This window comes from Janthinobacterium sp. EB271-G4-7A (assembly GCF_020858075.1).
Lineage (GTDB): Bacteria > Pseudomonadota > Gammaproteobacteria > Burkholderiales > Burkholderiaceae_D > Janthinobacterium > Janthinobacterium lividum.
The window spans coordinates 2,609,582-2,628,937 of record NZ_JACYMI010000001.1 but is presented as its reverse complement, the minus strand read 5'-3'; the positions used below and the strand labels follow the sequence as shown (position 1 = coordinate 2,628,937).

Genomic DNA, 19,356 nt, shown 5'->3' with positions numbered 1-19,356 from the left:
GGCGTCCACGATGAAAACACCGATTGCCCTGCTGTGCGCCTGTCTGCCCGTGCTGGCATGGGCCGCGCCCTACACGCCGAAAGACGGCAGCGCCGTCATCGAGCAGCTGCCGCGCCGCGCCGATGCCGCGCAGCTGGCCTTGCGCGGCCTGCGCCAGCAACTGAACGACACGCCGCGAGACCTCCCCCTGGCCACCAGCCTGGCCCAACGCTACATTGCCCTGGCGCGCAGCGAGACGGACCCGCGCTACCTGGGCTATGCGCAAGCGGCGCTGGCGCCCTGGTGGCGGCAGGCGGCGCCGCCCGTCCCCGTGCGCCTGCTGCGCGCCACCATTTTGCAAAGCACCCACCATTTTGCTCCCGCCCTGCAAGACCTCGACGCCGTCGTCGCGCAGCAGCCGCAAAACGCCCAGGCCTGGCTGACGCGCGCCACCGTCCTCACCGTGCAGGGCGACTACACCCAGGCGACAGCCAGCTGCGCCCGGCTGTCGGCCTTGACAACGCAACTGGCCACCGTCACCTGCCTTGCCAATATCGCCAGCGTCACGGGCCGGGCCGCCAGCAGCGAGCGCCTGCTGGAACTGACCTTGCAACGCAGCGCCGGCGCGGCACCCGAGCTCGATAGCTGGGCCTTGACCCTGCTGGCGGAAATGGCCACGCGGCGCGGAGAGTCCACGCTGGCCGAAGCGCGTTACACCAAGGCGCTGGCGCAGCAGCCGCGCGACAGCTATCTGCTGGGCGCCTACGCGGATTTCCTGCTCGACCGCCAGCGCCCGCAGGAAGTCGCCCGGTTATTGAAAGAGCAGCAGCGCATCGACGCCCTGCTGCTGCGTTACGCGCTGGCCCTGCAGGCGCTGCCCGGCCAGCAGACGGCCTTCCAGGCGGCCAAGGCGGAACTGGCGGCCCGCTTCAACGCCGCCATGCAACGGGGCGACACCGTGCACCAGCGCGAACAGGCCCGCTTCGCCCTGTTTTTGCAACAGGATGTGCCGGCCGCCCTGCAACTGGCGCAGAAGAACTGGGCCATCCAGAAGGAAGTGCCCGACATGCGCATCCTGCTCGAAGCGGCCCTGGTCGCGCGCAACTACGCGGCGGCGCAACCGGTGCTGGCCTGGGTGGCGGCGCATGGCGTGGAAGACGTGGCCCTGCAGCGGCTCGTCAGGCAGCTGGGGCCGCAGGATGCGCAGAAGCTTAGCGCCGCAAAGAAAGCAGGTGCGCTGTGAACGCCCGCATGCTCGCGTTGCTGCTCACCCTGTGCGCCTGGCTCGCCCCCGCGCAGGCGCACAAGCCCAGCGACAGTTATTTGAGCCTGGCCGTGCACGGCCAGCAGATCGAAGGGCAATGGGATATCGCCCTGCGCGACCTCGATTTCGCCATCGGCCTCGACGGCAATGGCGACGGCGCGCTGACCTGGGATGAAATCCGCGCGCGCCACGACGCCATCGCCGCCTACGCCTTGCAGCGCCTGCAGCTGGCCAGCGACCAGGGCGTCTGCCCCTTGAAAGCCGTCGAACAGCTGATCGACAGCCACACGGACGGCGCCTACAGCGTGCTGCGCTTCCAGGCCAGCTGCCCCGGCACCGCGCCTGTCAATCTCGCCATCGGCTACACGCTGTTCGCCGACCTCGATCCGCAGCACAAGGGCCTGGTCAAGATCGCCAGCGGCGCCACCACGCAAACGGCCATCTTCGACCCGGACAGCCCACGCCAGACGCTGTCTCTGGCCGCCCCCGACCGCCTGGCGCAGTTCGGCGCCTATGTGAAACACGGCATCTGGCATATCTGGATCGGCTACGACCATATTCTGTTTTTGCTGTCATTGCTGCTGCCGGCCGTGCTGCTAAAAAGTCCAAATGACACGGACCGTTTAAACCCAATGGCGGAGAGCCGGGGTCGGACCCTGAGGGTCCGACCCCAGACTTTGCATCTGGGTTTGAACGCAGCGTTTATTGACGTTTTTAAAGTCGTCACGGCATTTACGCTCGCCCATTCCATCACCCTGAGCCTGGCCAGCCTGTCGCTCGTCTCGCTGCCGTCGCGCTGGGTGGAATCGGCCATCGCCGCCTCGGTGATCCTGGCCGCGCTGAACAACCTGCTGCCGCTGTTCCGCGGCAAGCGCCCCGTGGCCGCCTTCGCCTTTGGCCTGATCCACGGTTTCGGCTTTGCCAGCGTGCTGCGCGACCTGGGCTTGCCGCAGGGTTCCCTGCTGGCCAGCCTGCTGGGTTTCAACGTGGGTGTGGAACTGGGCCAGCTGGCCATCGTCGCCGCCTTTCTGCCGCTCGCCTGGCTGCTGCGCAAGACGTGGCTGTACCGGCAAGTGCTGACCGTCGGCTCGCTGGCCATCGCGCTGGTGGCTTGCGTGTGGCTGGTGGAGCGGGTAGCCGACATCAAGCTGATTTCAGCCTGATGGCGTTGCTGCTCCGCCACTAGCCAACCACAACAGTGCGCAACCGGGCTACAATACGAACAATTCTCAATCGCATCAAGGCCACTCTGTCCCGCGGACCATGGCATGGAAAGGTTGCATGCTACGCCCCGAACTGGAACTGCATCGGCAAATCGAAGTGCTCTATAGCGACCACCACGGCTGGCTGCAGGGCTGGCTGCGCCGCAAGCTGGGCAATGCTTTCGATGCGGCCGACCTGGCGCACGACACGTATCTGCGCATCATCTCGCGCGGCCGCGCACCCGAGCCGGACGAATCGCGCCAGCACCTGGCGCAGATCGCCAATGGCCTGGTGGTGGACCTGTTCCGCCGCCGGCATATCGAGTCAGCCTACGCGGACGCCATCGCCGCCCAGCCGGAAGCGCTGGTGCCCACGCCGGAAATGCGCGCGCTGATCGTCGAGGCATTGATGGAAATCGACGCCATCCTCGCCAGCCTGCCGCCTAAAGTGCGCGACGCCTTTTTGCTGTGCAAACTGGAAGGCATGGCCTACGCCGACATCGCCGCGCGCCTCGACGTGTCCGTCTCGTCGGTGGAAAAATACATCGCCCGCGCCTTGCTGGCCTGCTGCGCGGCGCAATTCGCATGAGTTCTCCATTGGACAGCGCGCCCATCGCCCCCGCCGTGCTGCAGCGCGCCGCCGAGTGGATGGCGCGGCTGTGGGCGGAAGACGCCAGCACGGCCGATGCCGACGCCTGCGCCGCCTGGCGCGCCGCCCACCCCGAGCACGAACGGGCCTGGGCCCGGCTGCAGCGCTTTGCCCTGCAATTCGAGGCCTTGCCGCGCGACGTGGCGCGCGGCGCCCTCGCGCCGGCTCAGCGCCGTGCCACCGGCCGCCGGCGCGCCTTGCAGTTGCTGGGCCTGATCGCGGCGGGCGGCGGCACGGCCCTGCTGGCGCACGAGGCCAGCCAGTCCAGCCTGTGGCAGCGCGCCGCCAGCGATTACCGCACGTTTGTTGGCGAGACGCGTGCCATCGTACTGGCGGACGGCACGCAAGTGGTGCTCGACACGGCCAGCGCCATCGACGTGGCATACAGCGCCGGCGAACGGCGCATCGTGCTGCGCGCCGGCGCCATCCTCGTCACCAGCGCGCATGAAACATCGCCTTTGTATCGTCCGCTGCTGGTGGCAACGCCGCAAGGCACGGCCACGGCGCTGGGCACGCGCTTTGGCGTGCGCCTCGATGACGGCGAAAGCCGTGTCGCCGTGTTCCAGGGCGCCGTGGCGCTGCAACCGGTGAAGGAAGGTGCGCCCTCCCGGCACCTGCAGACGGGCCAGCAGGCCGTCTACACCCGCCACGCCGTGCAAGAGATCGGCAAGGTGGAAGACAGCGCCGCCGCCTGGACCGATGGCAGCCTGGTGGCCGAGCGCATGCGTCTGGATCAGCTGCTGGCCGAGCTGGGGCGCTACCGTCACGGCGTGCTGCGCTGCGACGAGTCCATCGCCGGCTTGCGCGTGACGGGCGTGTACTCGCTGCGCGACACAGACCGCTCGCTGGCCAACCTGGCCCTGAGCCTGCCCGTGCAAGCACGCTACCGCACGCGCTACTGGGTCAGCGTGGGGCCGCGTCCCGCCTCCTGAAAAAATAAATGAAAAAAAGTTGAGGGTTTTGGCTTTTCGTTCGGAATACGGGAAGAACCGATTTTTTCCTGCCACTTTCCAAGGATTTGCTCCATGCCCCCTCGCCTGACCGCACCCGCGCACAAGCTGCGTCCGTTTCCCCTTGCCGCCGCCATCCAGGCCCTGTTCCTGGCGGGCGCCGCCGTGGGTACCCTGGCCGTCACGGCGCCAGCCGCCCGCGCCCAGATGCTGGAGACTGCGCAAGCCAAGCGCCCCTACGCGATCCCCGCCGGTCCGCTTGAGCGCGCCCTGACCACGTTTGCCAGCGCGGCCGGCGTGGAACTGTCGGCCGACGCGGCCCTGTTGCAGGGCAAGCGCAGCGGCGGCCTGGCGGGCAGCTACAACGTGCGCCAGGGTTTCGAGGAACTGCTGCGCGGCCAGGGCGTGCGTGTGGTCGTTGGGGCGAATGGCGCGTATGCGCTGCGGGCGGAGACGGTACCGGCAGGCACGCAGGCGGCGCAGGCGCAGGCCAGCGCCACCCTGCCCGCCATCACCATCAATGCCACGGCCGAACGCGAAACGGCGACAGGTCCCGTGCGCGGCTATGTGGCGCGGCGCGCCGGCTCGGCCACCAAGACGGATACGGCCCTGAATGAAAACCCGCAATCCGTGTCCCTCGTCACGGCCGATGAAATCAGCGACCGCAACGCCGAATCGCTCGACGAGACCTTGCGCTACACGGCCGGCGTGACGCCGAACCAGCGCCCGCTGGGCAGCGACGATTCCTCGCTGCTGCGCGGCTTCACCATCGAAACGAACGGCATCCTGCAAGATGGCTTGCGCAATTCGGGCCGCACCTTTGGCGCCTCGATCGAACCGTATGGCCTGGAACGCCTGGAAGTGCTGCGCGGCCCCGCCTCGGTGCTGTACGGGCAGATTCCGCCGGGCGGCATGGTCAACGCCGTCAGCAAGCGTCCCAGCATGGATGCCGTGCGCGAGGTGGGGATTGAGTACGGCAGCTACCAGCGCCGCCAGCTGAAAGCCGACGTGGGCGGCGCGCTCGACGCGCCAGGCGCCTGGACGTACCGCGTCGTCATGCTGGGCCGCGAAGCCGACACGCGGCTGGACCGCGACCGCGACAACCGCCTGTACTTCGCCCCCTCGCTCACCTGGCAGGCGGGACCCGCCACGCGTTTGACCGTGCTGGCCCGCTACGAGCAGGACAACCAGCAGTACGCGTTTCCCAATCAGCTGCTGCAGCCAGGCCCGCGCGGCCAGGTCGACCCGCGTCTCAACCTGATGGGCGACGATAACCGCTTCAAGCGGCGCAATACCATGCTGGGCTACGAGTTCGAGCACAGATTCAACGACACCTGGTCGCTGCGCCAGAACCTGCGCTACACGCGTCTGAAGAACGACCGCACGGACATGTTTCCCCTGGGCCTGAATGACGATGGCACGGTGGAGCGCTATTTCATGCCCGTCGATACGGCGTCGAAAAGCCTGTTCGCCGACACCCAGCTGCAGGCGCGGTTTGCCACGGGCGGCCTGGCGCACCAGGTGCTGCTGGGCGTCGATTATGCGAATATCCGCAACACGGACGACTACCGCCACCAGAAGGGTTTTATCGAGCCGATCGACCTGTACCAGCCCGTGTATGGCAAGCAGCCACTGGTCCCGGCCCAAGCGCCCACGCGCGCCGATGCGCCGTCGCGCCAGCTGGGCCTGTATGCGCAGGATCAATTGAAATGGGACCGCTGGGTCGTCACGGCTGGCCTGCGCCGCGACAAGGCCACGCAGTCGCGCGACGTCACCGACCTCCATAGCGGCGCCGTCAAACCGGACTTCCACCAGTCGCCATCGGCCACCACGGGCCGCGTAGGCGCCGCCTACCTGTTCGATGGCGGCTGGGCGCCGTACGTCAGCTACGCCACCTCGTTCTCGCCCGAACTGGGCATCACGGCCAACGGCGACGCCTTGAAGCCGTCGCGCGGCAAGCAGTTCGAAGCGGGCGTACGCTACGAACCCGTGGGCCAGCGCGCCAGCTATACGGCCGCCGTCTTCGACCTGGTGCGCGACAACGTCACCACCTCCGACATCGGCAACCCGGGCCGTTTGCAGCAAACGGGCCAGGTAGGCTCGCGCGGCGTGGAACTGGAAGCGCGCACGGAGTTCGCCAGCCGCCTGAGCCTGATCGCGCAATACACCTACCTCGCTACGGAAGTCAGGAAGAGCAATAACGGCGACCTGGGCTTGCAGCAAGCGGGCGCGCCGCGCCACAGCGCCTCGGCCTGGGCGCGCCAGTCGTTCAACCTGGGCACGGCACTGCCCGCGTATGCGGCGCTGGGTATGCGCTTCCTCGGCGCCATGCGCTCGAACTCCGATGGCGAGAACCTGAACATCCGCAATGGCGGCCTGACGCAGTGGGACGCGGCGCTGGGCGTGTCGCGCGGACCGTGGCAGTTTGCCCTCAACGTCAACAATGTGCTCAACAAGCAGACCCTGTATGACTGCGGCTACCTGCCGAACCTGTGCTACCGCAATGCCGAACGCACGGCCAACGTCAGCGCCATGTACCGCTTCTGATGCCATCGCTGCACATGCGCCCCGCCCTGGCGGCCATGCACCGCTACGCGGGCTTGCTGATGGCCGGCTTCCTCATCGTCGCCGGCGTGACGGGCAGCCTGCTCGCGTGGAAGGATGAACTGGAAGCGGCCATGCTGCCCGCCGTCTTCCGCGTGGCGCCGCCAACGCCGGGCGCCGTGCCGCTCGACGCCCTGCAGCTGCGCGAGTCGGTCGCCGCGCGCTTCCCGCAAGCCCAGGTCAGCTATGCGCCCCTGTCGGCGCCGCCCGGCCACAGCATGGTGTTTTACCTGCGCCCGGGCGATGCATCACCGCTGGCCAGCAACGAAGTGTTTGTCGATCCCTACACGGGCGCGCTGCTTGGCCAGCGTCGCTGGGGCGAGATCGGCCAGGGCGCCATCAATCTGCTGCCCTTCATCGAGCGCCTGCATTACGCGCTGGCGCTGGGCGACACGGGCTTGCTGATTTTCGGCCTGATCGCCATCGTCTGGACGGTCGACTGCTTCATCGGTGCCGCCCTGACCTTCCCTGCCCGCCTGAAAAAACGCTCGCCGGGCACGAAACCGTGGCTGCTGCGCTGGCGGCCAGCGTGGCTGCTGCGCCGCCACGGCGGCAGCTATAAGCTGGTATTCGACCTGCACCGCGCGGGCGGCCTGTGGCTGTGGGCCATGCTGCTGGTGTTTGCCTGGAGCGGCGTCGCCTTCAACCTGTACGGCGTGTATGCGGCCGTAATGCGGCCGCTGTTCCCGCACCAGGGAGCCGAGGACATCGTCGCGCGGCATGCGCCGTCACCAGGAAAGCCGATGGACTGGCCAGCCGCGCGCGCGCAGGGCCGCCTGTTGATGGGCGAATTGGCGCGCCGGCACGCGTTCACCATCCTCGAAGAAAACGCGCTGGCCTGCGAGCGCGAGCTGGGCGTGTACAGCTATCACGTGCGCAGCAGCCGCGACGTGCGCGCCCACAAGGGCCTCACCACCGTCTTTTTCGACGCGGCCAGCGGCCGGCAGCTGGCCGCCTGGCTGCCCACGGGCGCGGCCAGCGGCGACACCATCCGCAGCTGGATCAGCGCCCTGCACATGGCCTCGATGTGGGGCTGGCCTTTTAAAATGTTCATCTGCGCCATGGGCCTGCTGGTGGCGGGCCTGAGCGTGACGGGCGTGCTGATCTGGCGCCGCAAGCGCCAGGGGCAAGCCAGGGCCAGGGCCCTCATTCATTAGCTTGACTAATAAGACCATGCCGATTCCAACGGCTTATCAACGAGTGGCTGACGCCGTAAAGTAGCTCCTGTCAATGATTGAAGGAGCCAGCCATGAACCGCGTCACCCTGAATAACGGCATCAGCATGCCCGTCGCCGGCTATGGCGTCTTCCAGATTCCCGACCCCGCAGAATGCGAACGCAGCGTGATCGACGCCATCGCCGCCGGCTACCGCCTGATCGACACAGCCGCGTCCTATATGAACGAGGCAGCCGTCGGCAAGGGCATCGCCCACAGCGGCGTGGCGCGCGAGGAACTGTTTGTCACCAGCAAGCTGTGGGTGCAGGACACGGGCTATGAACGTACGCGCGACGCCATCGAGCAGTCGCTGCGACGCTTGCGGCTCGATTATCTCGACTTATTCCTGATCCACCAGCCGTTTGGCGACGTGCACGGTTCCTGGCGCGCCATGCAGGACGCTTATCGCAGTGGCAAGCTGCGCGCCATTGGCGTCAGCAACTTCCATGCGGACCGCTTGATGGACCTCATCGCCTTCAACGACATCGCGCCCGCCGTCAACCAGATCGAGATCAACCCCTTCCACCAGCAGGCGGACAGCGTGGCCTTCATGCTCGAGCACGGCGTGCAGCCGCAAGCGTGGGCGCCATTTGCCGAGGGCCGCAACAAGCTTTTCCACAATGAGTTGCTGCTGGGCATCGCCGCCAGACACGGCAGGTCCGTGGGCCAGGTCGTCCTGCGCTGGCTCACGCACCGGGGCATCGCCGTGCTGGCCAAGACCGTGCGCCGCGAGCGCATGGCGGAAAACCTGGCCATCGTTGACTTTGACCTCGACGAAGCGGACATGGCCGCCATCGCCACCCTGGAAACGGCTACCAGCAGCTTCTTTTCGCACCGCGACCCGGCCATTGTCCAGTGGATGGCCGAACGCACGCTTGATATTTAAGGGAAAGCACATATGCCAACAGAAGATACAAGCACGGGCCGCCGCGGCTTCCTGCTGGCGGCCGGCAGCCTGGCCGCCACGCCATTGATCAGCTCGGCGCAAGACGAGGCGGTGCAAACGACAGTGGACGGGCGCCGCAAGCTGGGCACGCTGGAAGTATCGAGCCTGGGCCTGGGCGTGCAAAACATGAGCCGCACCTACCAGACAACCGTGCCCAGCCGTCCAGAGATGCACAAGATTATCCGCGCGGCATTCGAGCGCGGCGTCACCTTCTATGACGCGGCCGAGGCGTATGGCCCGCACGAGGTAGAACGCATCCTCGGCGAAGGCGTGGCGCCGTTCCGCGACCAGATCGTCATCGCTTCCAAATTCGGCTGGGATATCGACCTGGAAACGGGCGAGCGGCGTCCGGGCCGCAACAGCCGTCCGGCGCACATCAAGCTGGCCGTGGAAGGCATGCTCAAACGCCTGCGCACGGACCGCATCGACTTGCTGTACCAGCACCGGGTCGACCCGCAAGTGCCGATCGAGGACGTGGCCGGCGCCGTGCAGAACCTCATGAAAGAAGGCAAGGTGCTGCACTGGGGCTTGTCGGAAATGGGCTTGAACACCTTGCGCCGCGCCCATGCGGCCCTGCCCGTCAGTGCCGTGCAAAGCGAATACTCGATGCTGTGGCGGGGGCCGGAAGACGGCGTGCTGGCCCTGTGCCAGGAACTCGGTATCGGCTTCGTGCCGTGGAGCCCGCTGGGCGTGGGCTTCCTGGCAGGCGCCATCGACGCCAGGACGCGCTTTGCCGATGGCGACATCCGCAAGATCGAATCGCGCTTTTCACCGGAAAACCTGCCGCACAACCTGGCGCTGGCGGCCCTGGTGAACAGCTGGGCCACGCGCAAGCAGGTGACACCGGCGCAGATCGCCCTGGCCTGGCTGATGGCGCAGCGGCCGTGGATCGTGCCGATTCCCGGCACCACGCAGATGGCGCACATGCTGGACAATATCGGCGCGGCGCACGTGCGGTTGACGTCGGGAGAAGTGGCCGAGCTGAACCAGGCCGTCGCGGCCATTGCTATCCGGGGCGCGCGCCTGCCCGACGCCGTGCTGGCCTATTCGGGCGTGGAAGCGCCCCTCAGGGAAAAGTGATGAAGGTCTGCGGCACGGCGTCAGTCAGCCACACGCCATTGTCGGACACGTAGAACACGTGGCCCTGCGCTCGCATGGCGGCCGCATCCACCGTCAGCACGACGGGCTTGCCATGGCGCCCGCCCACGGCCACGACCGTTTCGCGCTTGCTGGACAGGTGCACATGGTTGCGCGATCCCGGCAGCAGGCCGCCGGCGCGGATCGCCTCGACAAAGCGGCTGGCCGTGCCGTGATACAGCATGGCGGGCGGCGTAGTGGGCGGCAAGGCGATATCGACGGCCGCCAGCGAGTGGCCCTGGTTGGCGCGGATGCGCAAGCCGTCATCGCTGATGGCGTAGCGCGTCTTGCTGTCGCGCGCCACCACGTCATCCAATTGTTCACGGGAAATGCGACGGCCATGTTGAGCCGCCAGCGCCAGCAACTGGCCGATATCGGCCCAGCCGTGGGGATCGAGCGCAAGGCCGATTTTTTCAGGGGCGTGGCGCAGTATGAGGGAAAGGAATTTGCTGGTATTTACCAAATGATCTGTCATGCCGCAGTCTACCGTTATCAGAACGCATATGACAAGGTCAGGCGCGCGGATCGGGGCTCGACCGGATGAAAATGCCGGTCATTCACCCCGTCCGCCCCCTCGCCGGGCAGGCGCGACGCATAGTAGTAATCGATGTCGCTGGCGCGCTTGTTGAACAGGTTGAACACGTCGAGCGACAGCCGCGTCTTGCGGTTGAGCTGGTATGCCACGCGCGCATACGCCAAGGTGGTCGAGGCGGAGCGCACGCTATTGTCTTCGATCAGGGGTCGGGGGCCGAAATAGCGCAGCTGGAAGGCGCCCGACCACGGGCCCTGGTCCGTCACCGTCACGCCGAACGAGGCCACCTTGTCGATGGCGCCAGGGATATGCTTGCCGGCCGGATCATTTTCCGTATAGCGCGAGCGCGAGGCGGCCAGGTCCAGGTCGAACAGCAGCCACGGGGCCGCAATATAATGGTTGTTCCACTCGATGCCGTGGCGGCGGCTGGCGCGGCTCGGCTCCGTTTCGCCCGCATCACCCACGAACAGCAGTTCCGACGCGATATCGAGGCGCCACAGGGCCAGCGAGCTTTGCAGGCCCGGCAGCCATTCCGTACGCGCGCCCAGTTCCATGCCTTTGCTCGGCACCAGGGGCGTGACGGGCATGGCGGCCTCGCCATCGGCCAGGCGCGTCTGCGTCGTGCCGCGCGCATCGTTGCTGTGGAAACCCTTGCCATAGTTCACGAAAAATTCCGTCTTGCTCCAGGGCCCCAGAATCAGGGACAGCTTGGGCGAGACCACGTGATCGTTCGCCGTGCCGCTGTTGCCGGCTATGCTGCTGTCGACTTTGAAACGGTAGGCGTCGTAGCGCAAGCCCGCCACGGAACGCAGCCAGGGCAGCCATTGCACCGTGTTTTCGCCATACAGGCCGATGCTGGCCTCGCGCACCCGGTCTTCGCGCAGCGTACTCTGCCGTACCCGGTCCACCGTGTTGTACAAGCCCACGGGCGACAGCCTGTCGTAGCGCGCCTGCACGCCGACCTTGTTGCGCAGGGGAAGACCGAACAGCTCCGTGGTCCAGCTTTCGCCGGCATTCACGCCGGCCACCGTGCGCCGCTCGCTTTGCTGGAACTGGTCGCCGGCGGCCGGATTGGCCAGGAAGTAGGTGAAATCGCTGTTGAGTTCCAGCTGTGAACGGATCAGGTAAGCGTCCAGCTCGAACAAGCGGTTCTGCGTGCGCTGGCGCATGGCGTAGGACAGGCTGGTGCGCGACGTGTCGCCGCCGTCGCTGGGCGCCAGCGAGCCGAAACGGCCGATCCGGCCCGATGCCACGGCGCGCAGCGGCACCTGGTCGGTGGCGTTCCAGCCATTCTTGTACGCCATCGCCGTCACACTGAAACCGTTGTCCGGCGTGCCTTGGCTGTAGCGCAGCACGCCGCTATATTTGCGCACCCTTTCCGGCACGTCCCAGGGGCCGTTGTTGCGGTTCACTTCCAGGCCGTACAGCAAGGTGCCTTGTCCTGCAGCAAAGGAATCGGCCACGACGCCGCGCGCATAGCCATGCTGGCTGACGGACACGCTGGCCTGGCCTTGCGGCAATTTGTCGGCCAGGCGGATGCGCGCGCTGCCTGCCGAGGAAAAATCACCTTCGCTGGCGAAATACGGCCCCTTCTTGTAGTCGATGCGCTGCACCAGCTCGGGAATGAGGAAATTGAGGTCGGAATAACCCTGTCCATGGGCATGCGTGCGCATGTTGACGGGCATGCCATCGACATGGGTGGCGAAATCCGTCCCGTGGTCGAGGTTAAAACCGCGCAGGAAGTACTGGTTGGCCTTGCCGTCGCCGCTGTGCTGGGTAACGATCAATCCCGGCACGAATTCCAGCAGCTCTCCCGTGCGCAAGGCGGGCCGGTTGACGATCAGTTCGCTGGTGATGACGCCCTGACTGGCCGCGTCCGACGTGCCGACGGCGTTGTCGTAGTGGCCCGTCACGCGTACGGTGCGCGCCTCATTGGCAACGGCATCGGGCACCGCGGCGGCAGGCGGCTGCGCCCATGCGCTGGCCTGGATGGCCAGCCAGGCCAATGCCAAAGGGATTTTCCTGGATTGCATCTCTTCTCCCGTTCATCCTGAAAACAACTGCTGGTGGCTCGCCCCTGAAGATACGCAAAACACCGGCGTTCGGATTCAAACATTTGCGCAAAATCAAGCTGCAAAACACATGTTTTCAAACAATGAAATAAATCGCGGCGAGTTATCTTTAGAGAGAATGTCGCCATATAAAAAGTGCATACTACCTGTCAGAATCCGCGCACAAGACCGGCCCGCCAGCATCTCCTGCCATGCCTGCCGCTCTTTCGCCCGCGCCGCTCCGCCGCGCGCATCAGGGCTGTCGCTGTGATTTCGCCGTCTACGCGACGCCCTGCCATGTCGACCATGCAGGCTGGCGCAGCCGCGGCAAAGTCTTTGGTTTTTTCCATATTGTCAGACACCGGCACGCCTGCACGGCGCGGCCTGGCGACCACTTTGAACTGGAGAACTACATGACATTGTTCCTGCCCTCTTCCACTCTGCTGACACCGGGCGACAATCCGGATGGCCAGCGCTTCGTGCTGGCCTCGCAGCAATGGATCGACTTGCAGACGCGCATACAGGCCGTGCTGGCCCTGCCGTCGGATATCGGCGAATACGAACAGCGCTACGGCGACGCTTCGTCCGGTTCGCAAATGAAGGAATGCTTCGACGCCATGCGCAAGCTGCGCCAGACGGCCGAGCGCTACGGCAGTCCCAGCAGCCTGCGGGCAAAGATCCTGCACGACCCGAATTTCCTGGCCAACGGCACGCGCCCGAAAAACGATGCCTTTTCCGCCACCGTCTGGACCGTGGAGCGGGCGCACCGCGATGCCTTTACGCTGTCGTCGACCTTGCGCAGCATCCCGGAGATGGCGCGCCACGAATCGGCGGCCGACGCCACGGCCGGCATCAGGAGCCTGTTCCTCGACAATGGCCAGATACTCGACAATATGCAGAACACCATCGCGAAAATCGGCGAGTTGATCGCAGAGTTCGAACACATCGAAACAGCGCTGGACGACGCCCAGTTGCTGATGCGCACCTTCACCGAACGCTCATCCAAGACGCGCACTGAACTCGACAAGGAAATCGGCGCCCTGGGACAGAAAATCGGCGAACTGGAGCGCGCGCGCGACGCCGCCTATTCGAAATGGCTGGCATTGACCATTTCCGCCTGCATCGTGCCCGCCGTCATCGGCATCATCGGCATTGCCATCATGGTGATCCTGGCCGTACCCACGGGCGGCGGCAGCTTTGCCATCGGTTCGGCCGTCACGGGCGGTGGCGTGGCCCTCTCCGCAGCGGCGCTGGGCGCGGCGGCCGGCGTGGCGCGCGGCAAATACGATGGTCTGGTACAGGAAGTGCACGAGCAGAGCGCCTTCCTCGCCAAGCGCGCGTGCTACCGCAGCGACCTGGGCGCGCTCGATGAACTGATGAAATTCTCGCTGCCGGCATCCAACGGCATCCTGGGCCAGTTGCGCAGCGTGCAAGCGGCCTGGAGCGCATCGGCGCGGGAACTGGGCGCGCGCGCCAGCGATTTGAGCGTGGACAACCTGCACACCGGACCATGGCTGCGCGAAGCCGAGATGGTCAAGGCTGCCGATGGCTGGCGCACGCTCGACAACGCCTTGAAGGCGTTTGTTACCGGGTCCTTTGTCGATGCCAATCTGATCGGCTTTGGCGCCAGCTTGCCGCCAGACCAGCCCGACTGGCAGCAGCAACTGACGGCCAGGCTTGCCGCCTGACGCCAGCGTTTTCAGTAGCTGTTTTCCGTACTTCCACGCAGTCTGACCTGATCACTGAAGGGAACTACCATGAGTGTTACCGCTATTAATACCGCCGCCACGCCATCGATCGACCCGCCGCCAGGCTTGACCACGCCGGCCAATCCCCAATCCGGACAAAAGAGCCAGTTTGCCCTGTTCAGCGATAGCTGGATCGAATTGCAAGCCTATGTGGGCTCGGCCACCGAATTGCCCATCACCAAAGGCGATTTCGAAAGCAAATACGGCGCCGTCGATGGCTCGCAGACGGTACTCGATTGCATCGGCGCAATGAAAAGCGTGCAAAACGCCTCCACCGAATTCGGCAACCCGAAAAGCCTGCGTGCGGCCCTGATCAAGAATCCCGGCCTGCTGGCCACGCCGACGCCGCCGACGGAAATCTACACGCACACAGTATGGCTGGGCCAGCGCGTGCATGACACCTCGACCAAGCTGGTGAGCGGCTATCAAAGCGTGCTGGATGAACTGCCGGGCCTGCCGCCCAAGGAACAGGTGGAGAACCTGAAAGCCTATCTGTTCGACCAGACCATGGGGCCGATACCGCTGGCGCAAAAAATGTCGGCCGAAGTGGCGGCACTGATCAGGAAGCTGGGTCTGTTCGAACAGAAAATGAATGAATACAACAGCAAGCTGCAGGCATTTACCAGCAGTTCGTCGACGATGATCGCTAATGTCAACCGCACCATCGGCGGCCTGGAAACGAAGATCGTGGAGCTGGAGAAACTGCGCGATGCCGCCTACAAGGCCTGGCGCGACTTCACCATCGCCGCCGTCACGGCCTCCGTCGGCTGCGCGCTGATCGGCGGCCTGCTGGCGCCGTTCACGGGCGGCGTCTCGCTGCTGGTGGGCGGCGCAGCCGCCATCGCCGCCGGCGTCGGGCTGGGCATCAAGGCGGCGCAGAACCGCGCCGCCTACAACGAATATTGCACGCAGATCAGCAGCCAGACGCAGGAATTGCAAAAGAAACAGCGGCTGCGCAGCGACCTGGGCGACTTCAACACGCAGATGGCGCGCGTGGGGCCGGCCATGTCCAAATTCCTCGGCAACCTGCAAACGGTGGAAGGCGTGTGGGTGCAGATGAATACGGACATGATCACGCTGGGCAACAGCATCACGGAATCGAACGTGGGCAGCATGCCTTTCCTCGTCAAGGCGAAAGCCAAGCTGGCCATCGATTCCTGGCAAGCCATCGATGACAGCGCCAAGCAGTTCACCGTGCAATCGCTGGTCGACTACGACAACCTCGCATTCGGCCAGCACCTGTCGGAAAACCAGCGCGCCGCTTGATGACAGTTGCCCCCCGGCGCAGGCACCGGGGGGCAAACATACCGATCGTTGGCTTCTAGAAAGGCAAACACCATGTCGAGACAATTCGGATATCCGCTGGCAGTGCAACAGGCGGCGCTGCGGCAAGCTGTTGATGATGGCAATCCCCATCTGGCGTTTGAAGGCGGCAGCGCCTGGGATCACCTCACGTACTACCTGGTCCAGGCGGACAAGCTGCAGCCCGGCCCGGACCTGCCGCTGGCAGCGGCGGCGCAAGCCGTAGCGGACGAGGCGGCCCGCTTTGGCACGCCGCAAAGCTTGCGCGCCCTGCTGGCCACATCGCCTGACGCCCTGGCGCAGAATACGCCGCCGGCCATGCTGTACGCGTGCCTGGTGTGGTTTGTCTTGCGCCTGAAAAATTCCGCTGCCAGCATGCTGTCGTATCAGCAATCACTGCTGGAGGCGGGTGTTGGCGCCAGCGACAGGCGCGAAGTACTGCATGCGCTGGGTCCGATGGTGGAAGAAGCGCGCGCGTCCATTGCCCCCCTGCTGCAAGGCTTGAACAAATGGAAGGATGGCGTCTTGCCGGCGAATGCGGCGCTGGCCCGGCTGGCAGCACAGACGGGTACCGATCTGCAGGCACAGCAAGAAGCGCTGGGGCGCTTGCTGGCCGCCATCGCATCGCTAGAGGAACAATTGGCGCACCTGGGCCTGTTCAGCGGGCACAAGAAAAAGGAACTGGAGGCGCAGTTACACGCCTTGCGCGAGCAGCTGACGCGCGACACGGCGCTGTCCGAGCAGCTGCGGCTGCAACTGGAAGGCGTCAACCTGCTGCTGGCAAATGGCGGCTGGCTGGAAGCGGCCATCGATGAGCTGATCCATTGGCTGGACGGCTTGCGCACCGCGTGGAGCGCTCTCGGCTCCGGTACGACCCAGCTGGCGGCCGACGCCAGCGACGCGGAACTGGGCAACGACAGCTGGCTGGCGCAAACACTGGCCAGCGCCATGGCCTTTCCCCTGTGGCAGGCGCTCATCACCGCCGCGCAACGCTACGCCAGCAACGCGCTGGTCGACTTCCCCGCGCCGCCCGACGCGACGGGACGGCAGCCATGAAGCGCGCCGCCGCACGCCTGCTGCATCTGCTGGCCATGGCCACCCTGGCGCTGGGACTGCTGCATGCGCCCGCCATGGCGCAAAACAGCAATACCGCCGCGCTGGAAAACGCGCTGCGCCAGCTGGCGCAATTCCAGCGCGAAGTGGCGAATATGCGCAATGCCGTGCGCCAGCCTCTGGGGCCGTACCCGCTGTACACGCAGTGCAGCTGGTGCAGCGAGCATGCGTGGTGGGGCCTGGGCATGTGCACCAAGACGACCACGGAAACATGGTCGCAGAATGTCGATTTCACATGGACGCGCAACCAGCTCGATCAAGTGCTGGCCCGCGCCGAACGCGATGCGGGCAACCTGGGCGCGGCATATGCTCCCACCCAGGCGTGGATAGACAGCTTGCCGGCCTTTAGCCGCGCCTTTGACGCGAACGCCGACCGCGTGCTGGCGGTGCAGGAGCAGATCCGCCAGGGAATCGGGCCCAACGACCAGCAGCGGCAAACGGCGACGCAGGCGCTGCAACAGCTGAGCAGCGACATGGAGCGCAGTTCGGCCCAGCTGAAGGCGGGTACGCAGGCGCTGGCGGTGTCGCTGCAGCAGCAAAGCGCCTATCGCGAACAGATCCGCCTGGCCATCGAGGGTGCCGACCGCTCGGCCCAGGAAGCGCTGCGGCAGATTGAACAGGCGGCCCAGTCGCATCACTGCCAGGATGGCTTGCCGCAAAAGTTCAATGCCATCCGCGACGACTTCAAGCGTTCGATCCAGAGCATCTCGGCAGCTTTCCAGCAGCTCGACAGCAGCAGCCGCGGCGCCGAGACCGGCCTGGCCGCACTGCTGGGCGCTGTCGTCACCTCGCAGACCGACATGCAATCCATCCTCGACCTGCTCAAGGCGGCGCAGAACGACAAGCTGGGCAGTTTCCTCGAGCGGCTGCACCTGAATGCGGCGAAACAGCAATGGCACGACCTGGCCAATGCCTATACGCGGGTGGCGCGCGAAGCGGCGCTGGCGCAAGGAGGTGGCTGACTAAGACCGACACTGCCAGGATGCCGCCGCTTTGCGCCATCTCAATGCCACGGCCACCCTGCTTCCTATGATGAGCATATGCAGCTTGTGCAATGCCGCATCCATTGGGGGGGGCCGTGGGCAAATCGGATACCAGCAGCGCCGGCGCCAGTATGCCAGCAGCGGTGCGCAAGAAAGATGCTCTGCCATTCATCCTGCTATACATCCTGCTGGCGGGCTTGCTGGCCGTGCTGGCCGGCGCCCTGCTGCCGCCCTACTACCATGCCGTGCCGGCGCTGCTGTGGAGCCTGGGCTTTTGCGTCAGCGGCATGCTGCTGGGATTCCTGTTCGGCATACCGCGCAGCCTGCCATCGGGCACCGTCAACGCGGCGCCGCCCGACGAGCGGGCCAATGGCAAGGGCCGCCCCACGGACGAAGCGCCCGCCGCCGGAGCCGATGCGGCAGCGGGCAACGCCGGCAACACCCTGTTCCTGGGCACGCCCACGCCCATGGAAGTCAATTCGAACCTGGTGGAAGTGTCGGACTGGCTGACGAAAATCATCGTCGGCGTGGGCTTGATCGAGCTCAAAAGCCTGCCCGGCAGCGCGCGCAGCATGGCCGCCTTCATCGCGCCCAGCCTGGCCACCGACACGCCGACCGCCATGGCCGTGGTGGGCGGCATCATGCTGTTCTTTTCCGTGCATGGTTTTTTGATCGGCTACCTGCTCACGCGCATTTACCTGTCCATCATGATCAAGCGGGCCGACAGCATGGTCAAGAACGACTCCGTGCGCCTGGAGAGCGGCAAGGAAATCGAAGTGACGGAACTGAGCCGCTTGCAGCAAAAATCGCTTGAAGACATGCAGGAAGCCGTGACGCAGCTGCTGCTGGCCCATCCGCCGGACGGGGGCGCGGCCGTCACGGCCCTGGCCGGCATGCCGGCGGAGAAAAAGCAGGCAGGCCTGGTGCTGTGGCTGGACGACCATCCGCGCAACAATACCTTGCTGGTGGAACAGCTGGAACGGGAAAACATCAAGGTAGACCAGGCGGTCTCGACGCGGCAGGCGCTGGCCATGCTGCAACAGAAGCACTATGCGCTGCTCATCACGGACATGGCACGGGTGGAGAACCGCCAGCGCATCAAGGATGCGGGCGTGCACACGGTGCGCGAAGTGCGGCAGGCCCAGCCCGCGTTGCCCATCATCGTGTATTGCAGCAAGAATACGGTCGCCAGCTACGGCACGGAAGCGGAAGCGGCCGGCGCCCGTTTCATCACCACATCGGGCACCAGCCTGCTGGCGGCCGTCAACAAGCTATTGCATGAAGAACGCCAGGACGGCGATCAATCCACCCTGTAACGGTAGCTGCCCACGTAATGGAGCGAACTGCGCTGCGGGTGCGCCAGCTGATTCGGCGCAAACACGCACACGCTCGTGTCGGCCAGCACGCCCTGCGCCTCCGCGTCCGCGCACGCCTGCGCCAGCCAGCTGTCGCCATACGACACGCCATCGAGCAACTGCGCCAGCGGCACTGGCGACGCCAGCATCGCGCTTTCAACACAGGCCGGCTCATAGCCCGTGAGTCCCGTTTCCAGGAAGAATGGCGACGGCACGGTCTCACCATCCTCCGTGTATGTGGGCGCCAGGTAGGCCTGCAGCGCTTCCCAGCCGGAAAAACGGCCGCTGCAGGCAAACACGTGGACGGTCGGTGCGCTGCCGGGCAC

The 19,356-nt window shown here is 65.7% G+C and carries 17 protein-coding genes; 14 read left to right on the top strand and 3 right to left on the bottom strand.

Annotated elements, in window-relative coordinates:
• Positions 1–10 precede the first annotated feature (10 nt).
• The 8 genes from IGS58_RS11810 (at position 11) to IGS58_RS11775 (ending at position 9,889) form a co-directional block, all read left to right on the top strand.
• Complete coding sequence (locus tag IGS58_RS11810) at positions 11–1,222, top strand: tetratricopeptide repeat protein (protein ID WP_230521474.1); 1,212 nt, start codon at positions 11–13, stop codon at positions 1,220–1,222.
• A gap of 8 nt (positions 1,223–1,230) precedes the next feature.
• A complete protein-coding gene (locus tag IGS58_RS11805; RefSeq protein ID WP_230521473.1) occupies positions 1,231–2,406 on the top strand; it encodes a HupE/UreJ family protein in 1,176 nt (391 codons plus the stop codon).
• Positions 2,407–2,524: 118 nt separating this feature from the next.
• Positions 2,525–3,034 (top strand): sigma-70 family RNA polymerase sigma factor, encoded by a 510-nt coding sequence (locus tag IGS58_RS11800; protein ID WP_070260652.1) that lies wholly within the window; start codon positions 2,525–2,527, stop codon positions 3,032–3,034.
• Positions 3,031–4,026, top strand: a complete 996-nt coding sequence (locus tag IGS58_RS11795) for a FecR domain-containing protein (protein WP_230521472.1) — start codon at positions 3,031–3,033, stop codon at positions 4,024–4,026. Before IGS58_RS11800 ends, IGS58_RS11795 begins: the two co-directional genes overlap by 4 nt.
• A 93-nt stretch (positions 4,027–4,119) precedes the next feature.
• Entirely contained in the window at positions 4,120–6,591 is a 2,472-nt protein-coding gene (locus tag IGS58_RS11790) for a TonB-dependent siderophore receptor (protein ID WP_230521471.1), read from the top strand.
• Entirely contained in the window at positions 6,591–7,805 is a 1,215-nt protein-coding gene (locus IGS58_RS11785; RefSeq protein ID WP_230521470.1) for a PepSY-associated TM helix domain-containing protein, read from the top strand. The genes IGS58_RS11790 and IGS58_RS11785 overlap by 1 nt, the downstream gene beginning before the upstream one ends.
• 92 nt (positions 7,806–7,897) lie before the next feature.
• Positions 7,898–8,749, top strand: coding sequence for an aldo/keto reductase (locus IGS58_RS11780; RefSeq protein WP_230521469.1), 852 nt, complete (start codon positions 7,898–7,900; stop codon positions 8,747–8,749).
• A 12-nt stretch (positions 8,750–8,761) separates the two neighbouring features.
• Positions 8,762–9,889, top strand: coding sequence for an aldo/keto reductase (locus IGS58_RS11775; RefSeq protein ID WP_230521468.1), 1,128 nt, complete (start codon positions 8,762–8,764; stop codon positions 9,887–9,889).
• Here IGS58_RS11775 and IGS58_RS11770 read toward each other — a convergent pair.
• Together IGS58_RS11770 and IGS58_RS11765 are read right to left on the bottom strand one after the other, a co-directional pair.
• Complete coding sequence (locus IGS58_RS11770) at positions 9,876–10,421, bottom strand: RNA 2'-phosphotransferase (protein ID WP_230521467.1); 546 nt, start codon at positions 10,419–10,421, stop codon at positions 9,876–9,878. The two genes, IGS58_RS11775 and IGS58_RS11770, sit on opposite strands and share 14 nt — an antisense overlap.
• A gap of 17 nt (positions 10,422–10,438) precedes the next feature.
• A complete protein-coding gene (locus IGS58_RS11765; protein WP_230521466.1) occupies positions 10,439–12,511 on the bottom strand; it encodes a TonB-dependent receptor domain-containing protein in 2,073 nt (690 codons plus the stop codon).
• Between IGS58_RS11765 and IGS58_RS11760 the strand changes: the two genes are divergently transcribed.
• The 6 genes from IGS58_RS11760 (at position 12,468) to IGS58_RS11735 (ending at position 18,991) form a co-directional block, all read left to right on the top strand.
• Positions 12,468–12,800, top strand: a complete 333-nt coding sequence (locus tag IGS58_RS11760) for a hypothetical protein (RefSeq protein ID WP_167468613.1) — start codon at positions 12,468–12,470, stop codon at positions 12,798–12,800. The genes IGS58_RS11765 and IGS58_RS11760 overlap by 44 nt on opposite strands.
• Before the next feature lie 142 nt (positions 12,801–12,942).
• Positions 12,943–14,217, top strand: coding sequence for an alpha-xenorhabdolysin family binary toxin subunit A (locus IGS58_RS11755; protein ID WP_070253881.1), 1,275 nt, complete (start codon positions 12,943–12,945; stop codon positions 14,215–14,217).
• Between the two features lie 69 nt (positions 14,218–14,286).
• Positions 14,287–15,543, top strand: coding sequence for an alpha-xenorhabdolysin family binary toxin subunit A (locus IGS58_RS11750; protein ID WP_034782366.1), 1,257 nt, complete (start codon positions 14,287–14,289; stop codon positions 15,541–15,543).
• A 72-nt stretch (positions 15,544–15,615) separates the two neighbouring features.
• Positions 15,616–16,635 carry a hypothetical protein gene (locus tag IGS58_RS11745; RefSeq protein WP_115057509.1) on the top strand — a complete coding sequence of 340 codons (1,020 nt, stop codon included), beginning with the start codon at positions 15,616–15,618 and terminating at the stop codon, positions 16,633–16,635.
• Positions 16,632–17,654 carry a hypothetical protein gene (locus tag IGS58_RS11740; RefSeq protein WP_151095632.1) on the top strand — a complete coding sequence of 341 codons (1,023 nt, stop codon included), beginning with the start codon at positions 16,632–16,634 and terminating at the stop codon, positions 17,652–17,654. Before IGS58_RS11745 ends, IGS58_RS11740 begins: the two co-directional genes overlap by 4 nt.
• 92 nt (positions 17,655–17,746) lie before the next feature.
• The gene (locus tag IGS58_RS11735; RefSeq protein ID WP_230521465.1) at positions 17,747–18,991 is read left to right on the top strand and encodes a response regulator; all 1,245 of its coding nucleotides are present in this window, start codon (positions 17,747–17,749) and stop codon (positions 18,989–18,991) included.
• Here IGS58_RS11735 and IGS58_RS11730 read toward each other — a convergent pair.
• The gene (locus IGS58_RS11730; protein ID WP_230521464.1) at positions 18,976–19,356 is read right to left on the bottom strand and encodes an immunity 22 family protein; all 381 of its coding nucleotides are present in this window, start codon (positions 19,354–19,356) and stop codon (positions 18,976–18,978) included. The two genes, IGS58_RS11735 and IGS58_RS11730, sit on opposite strands and share 16 nt — an antisense overlap.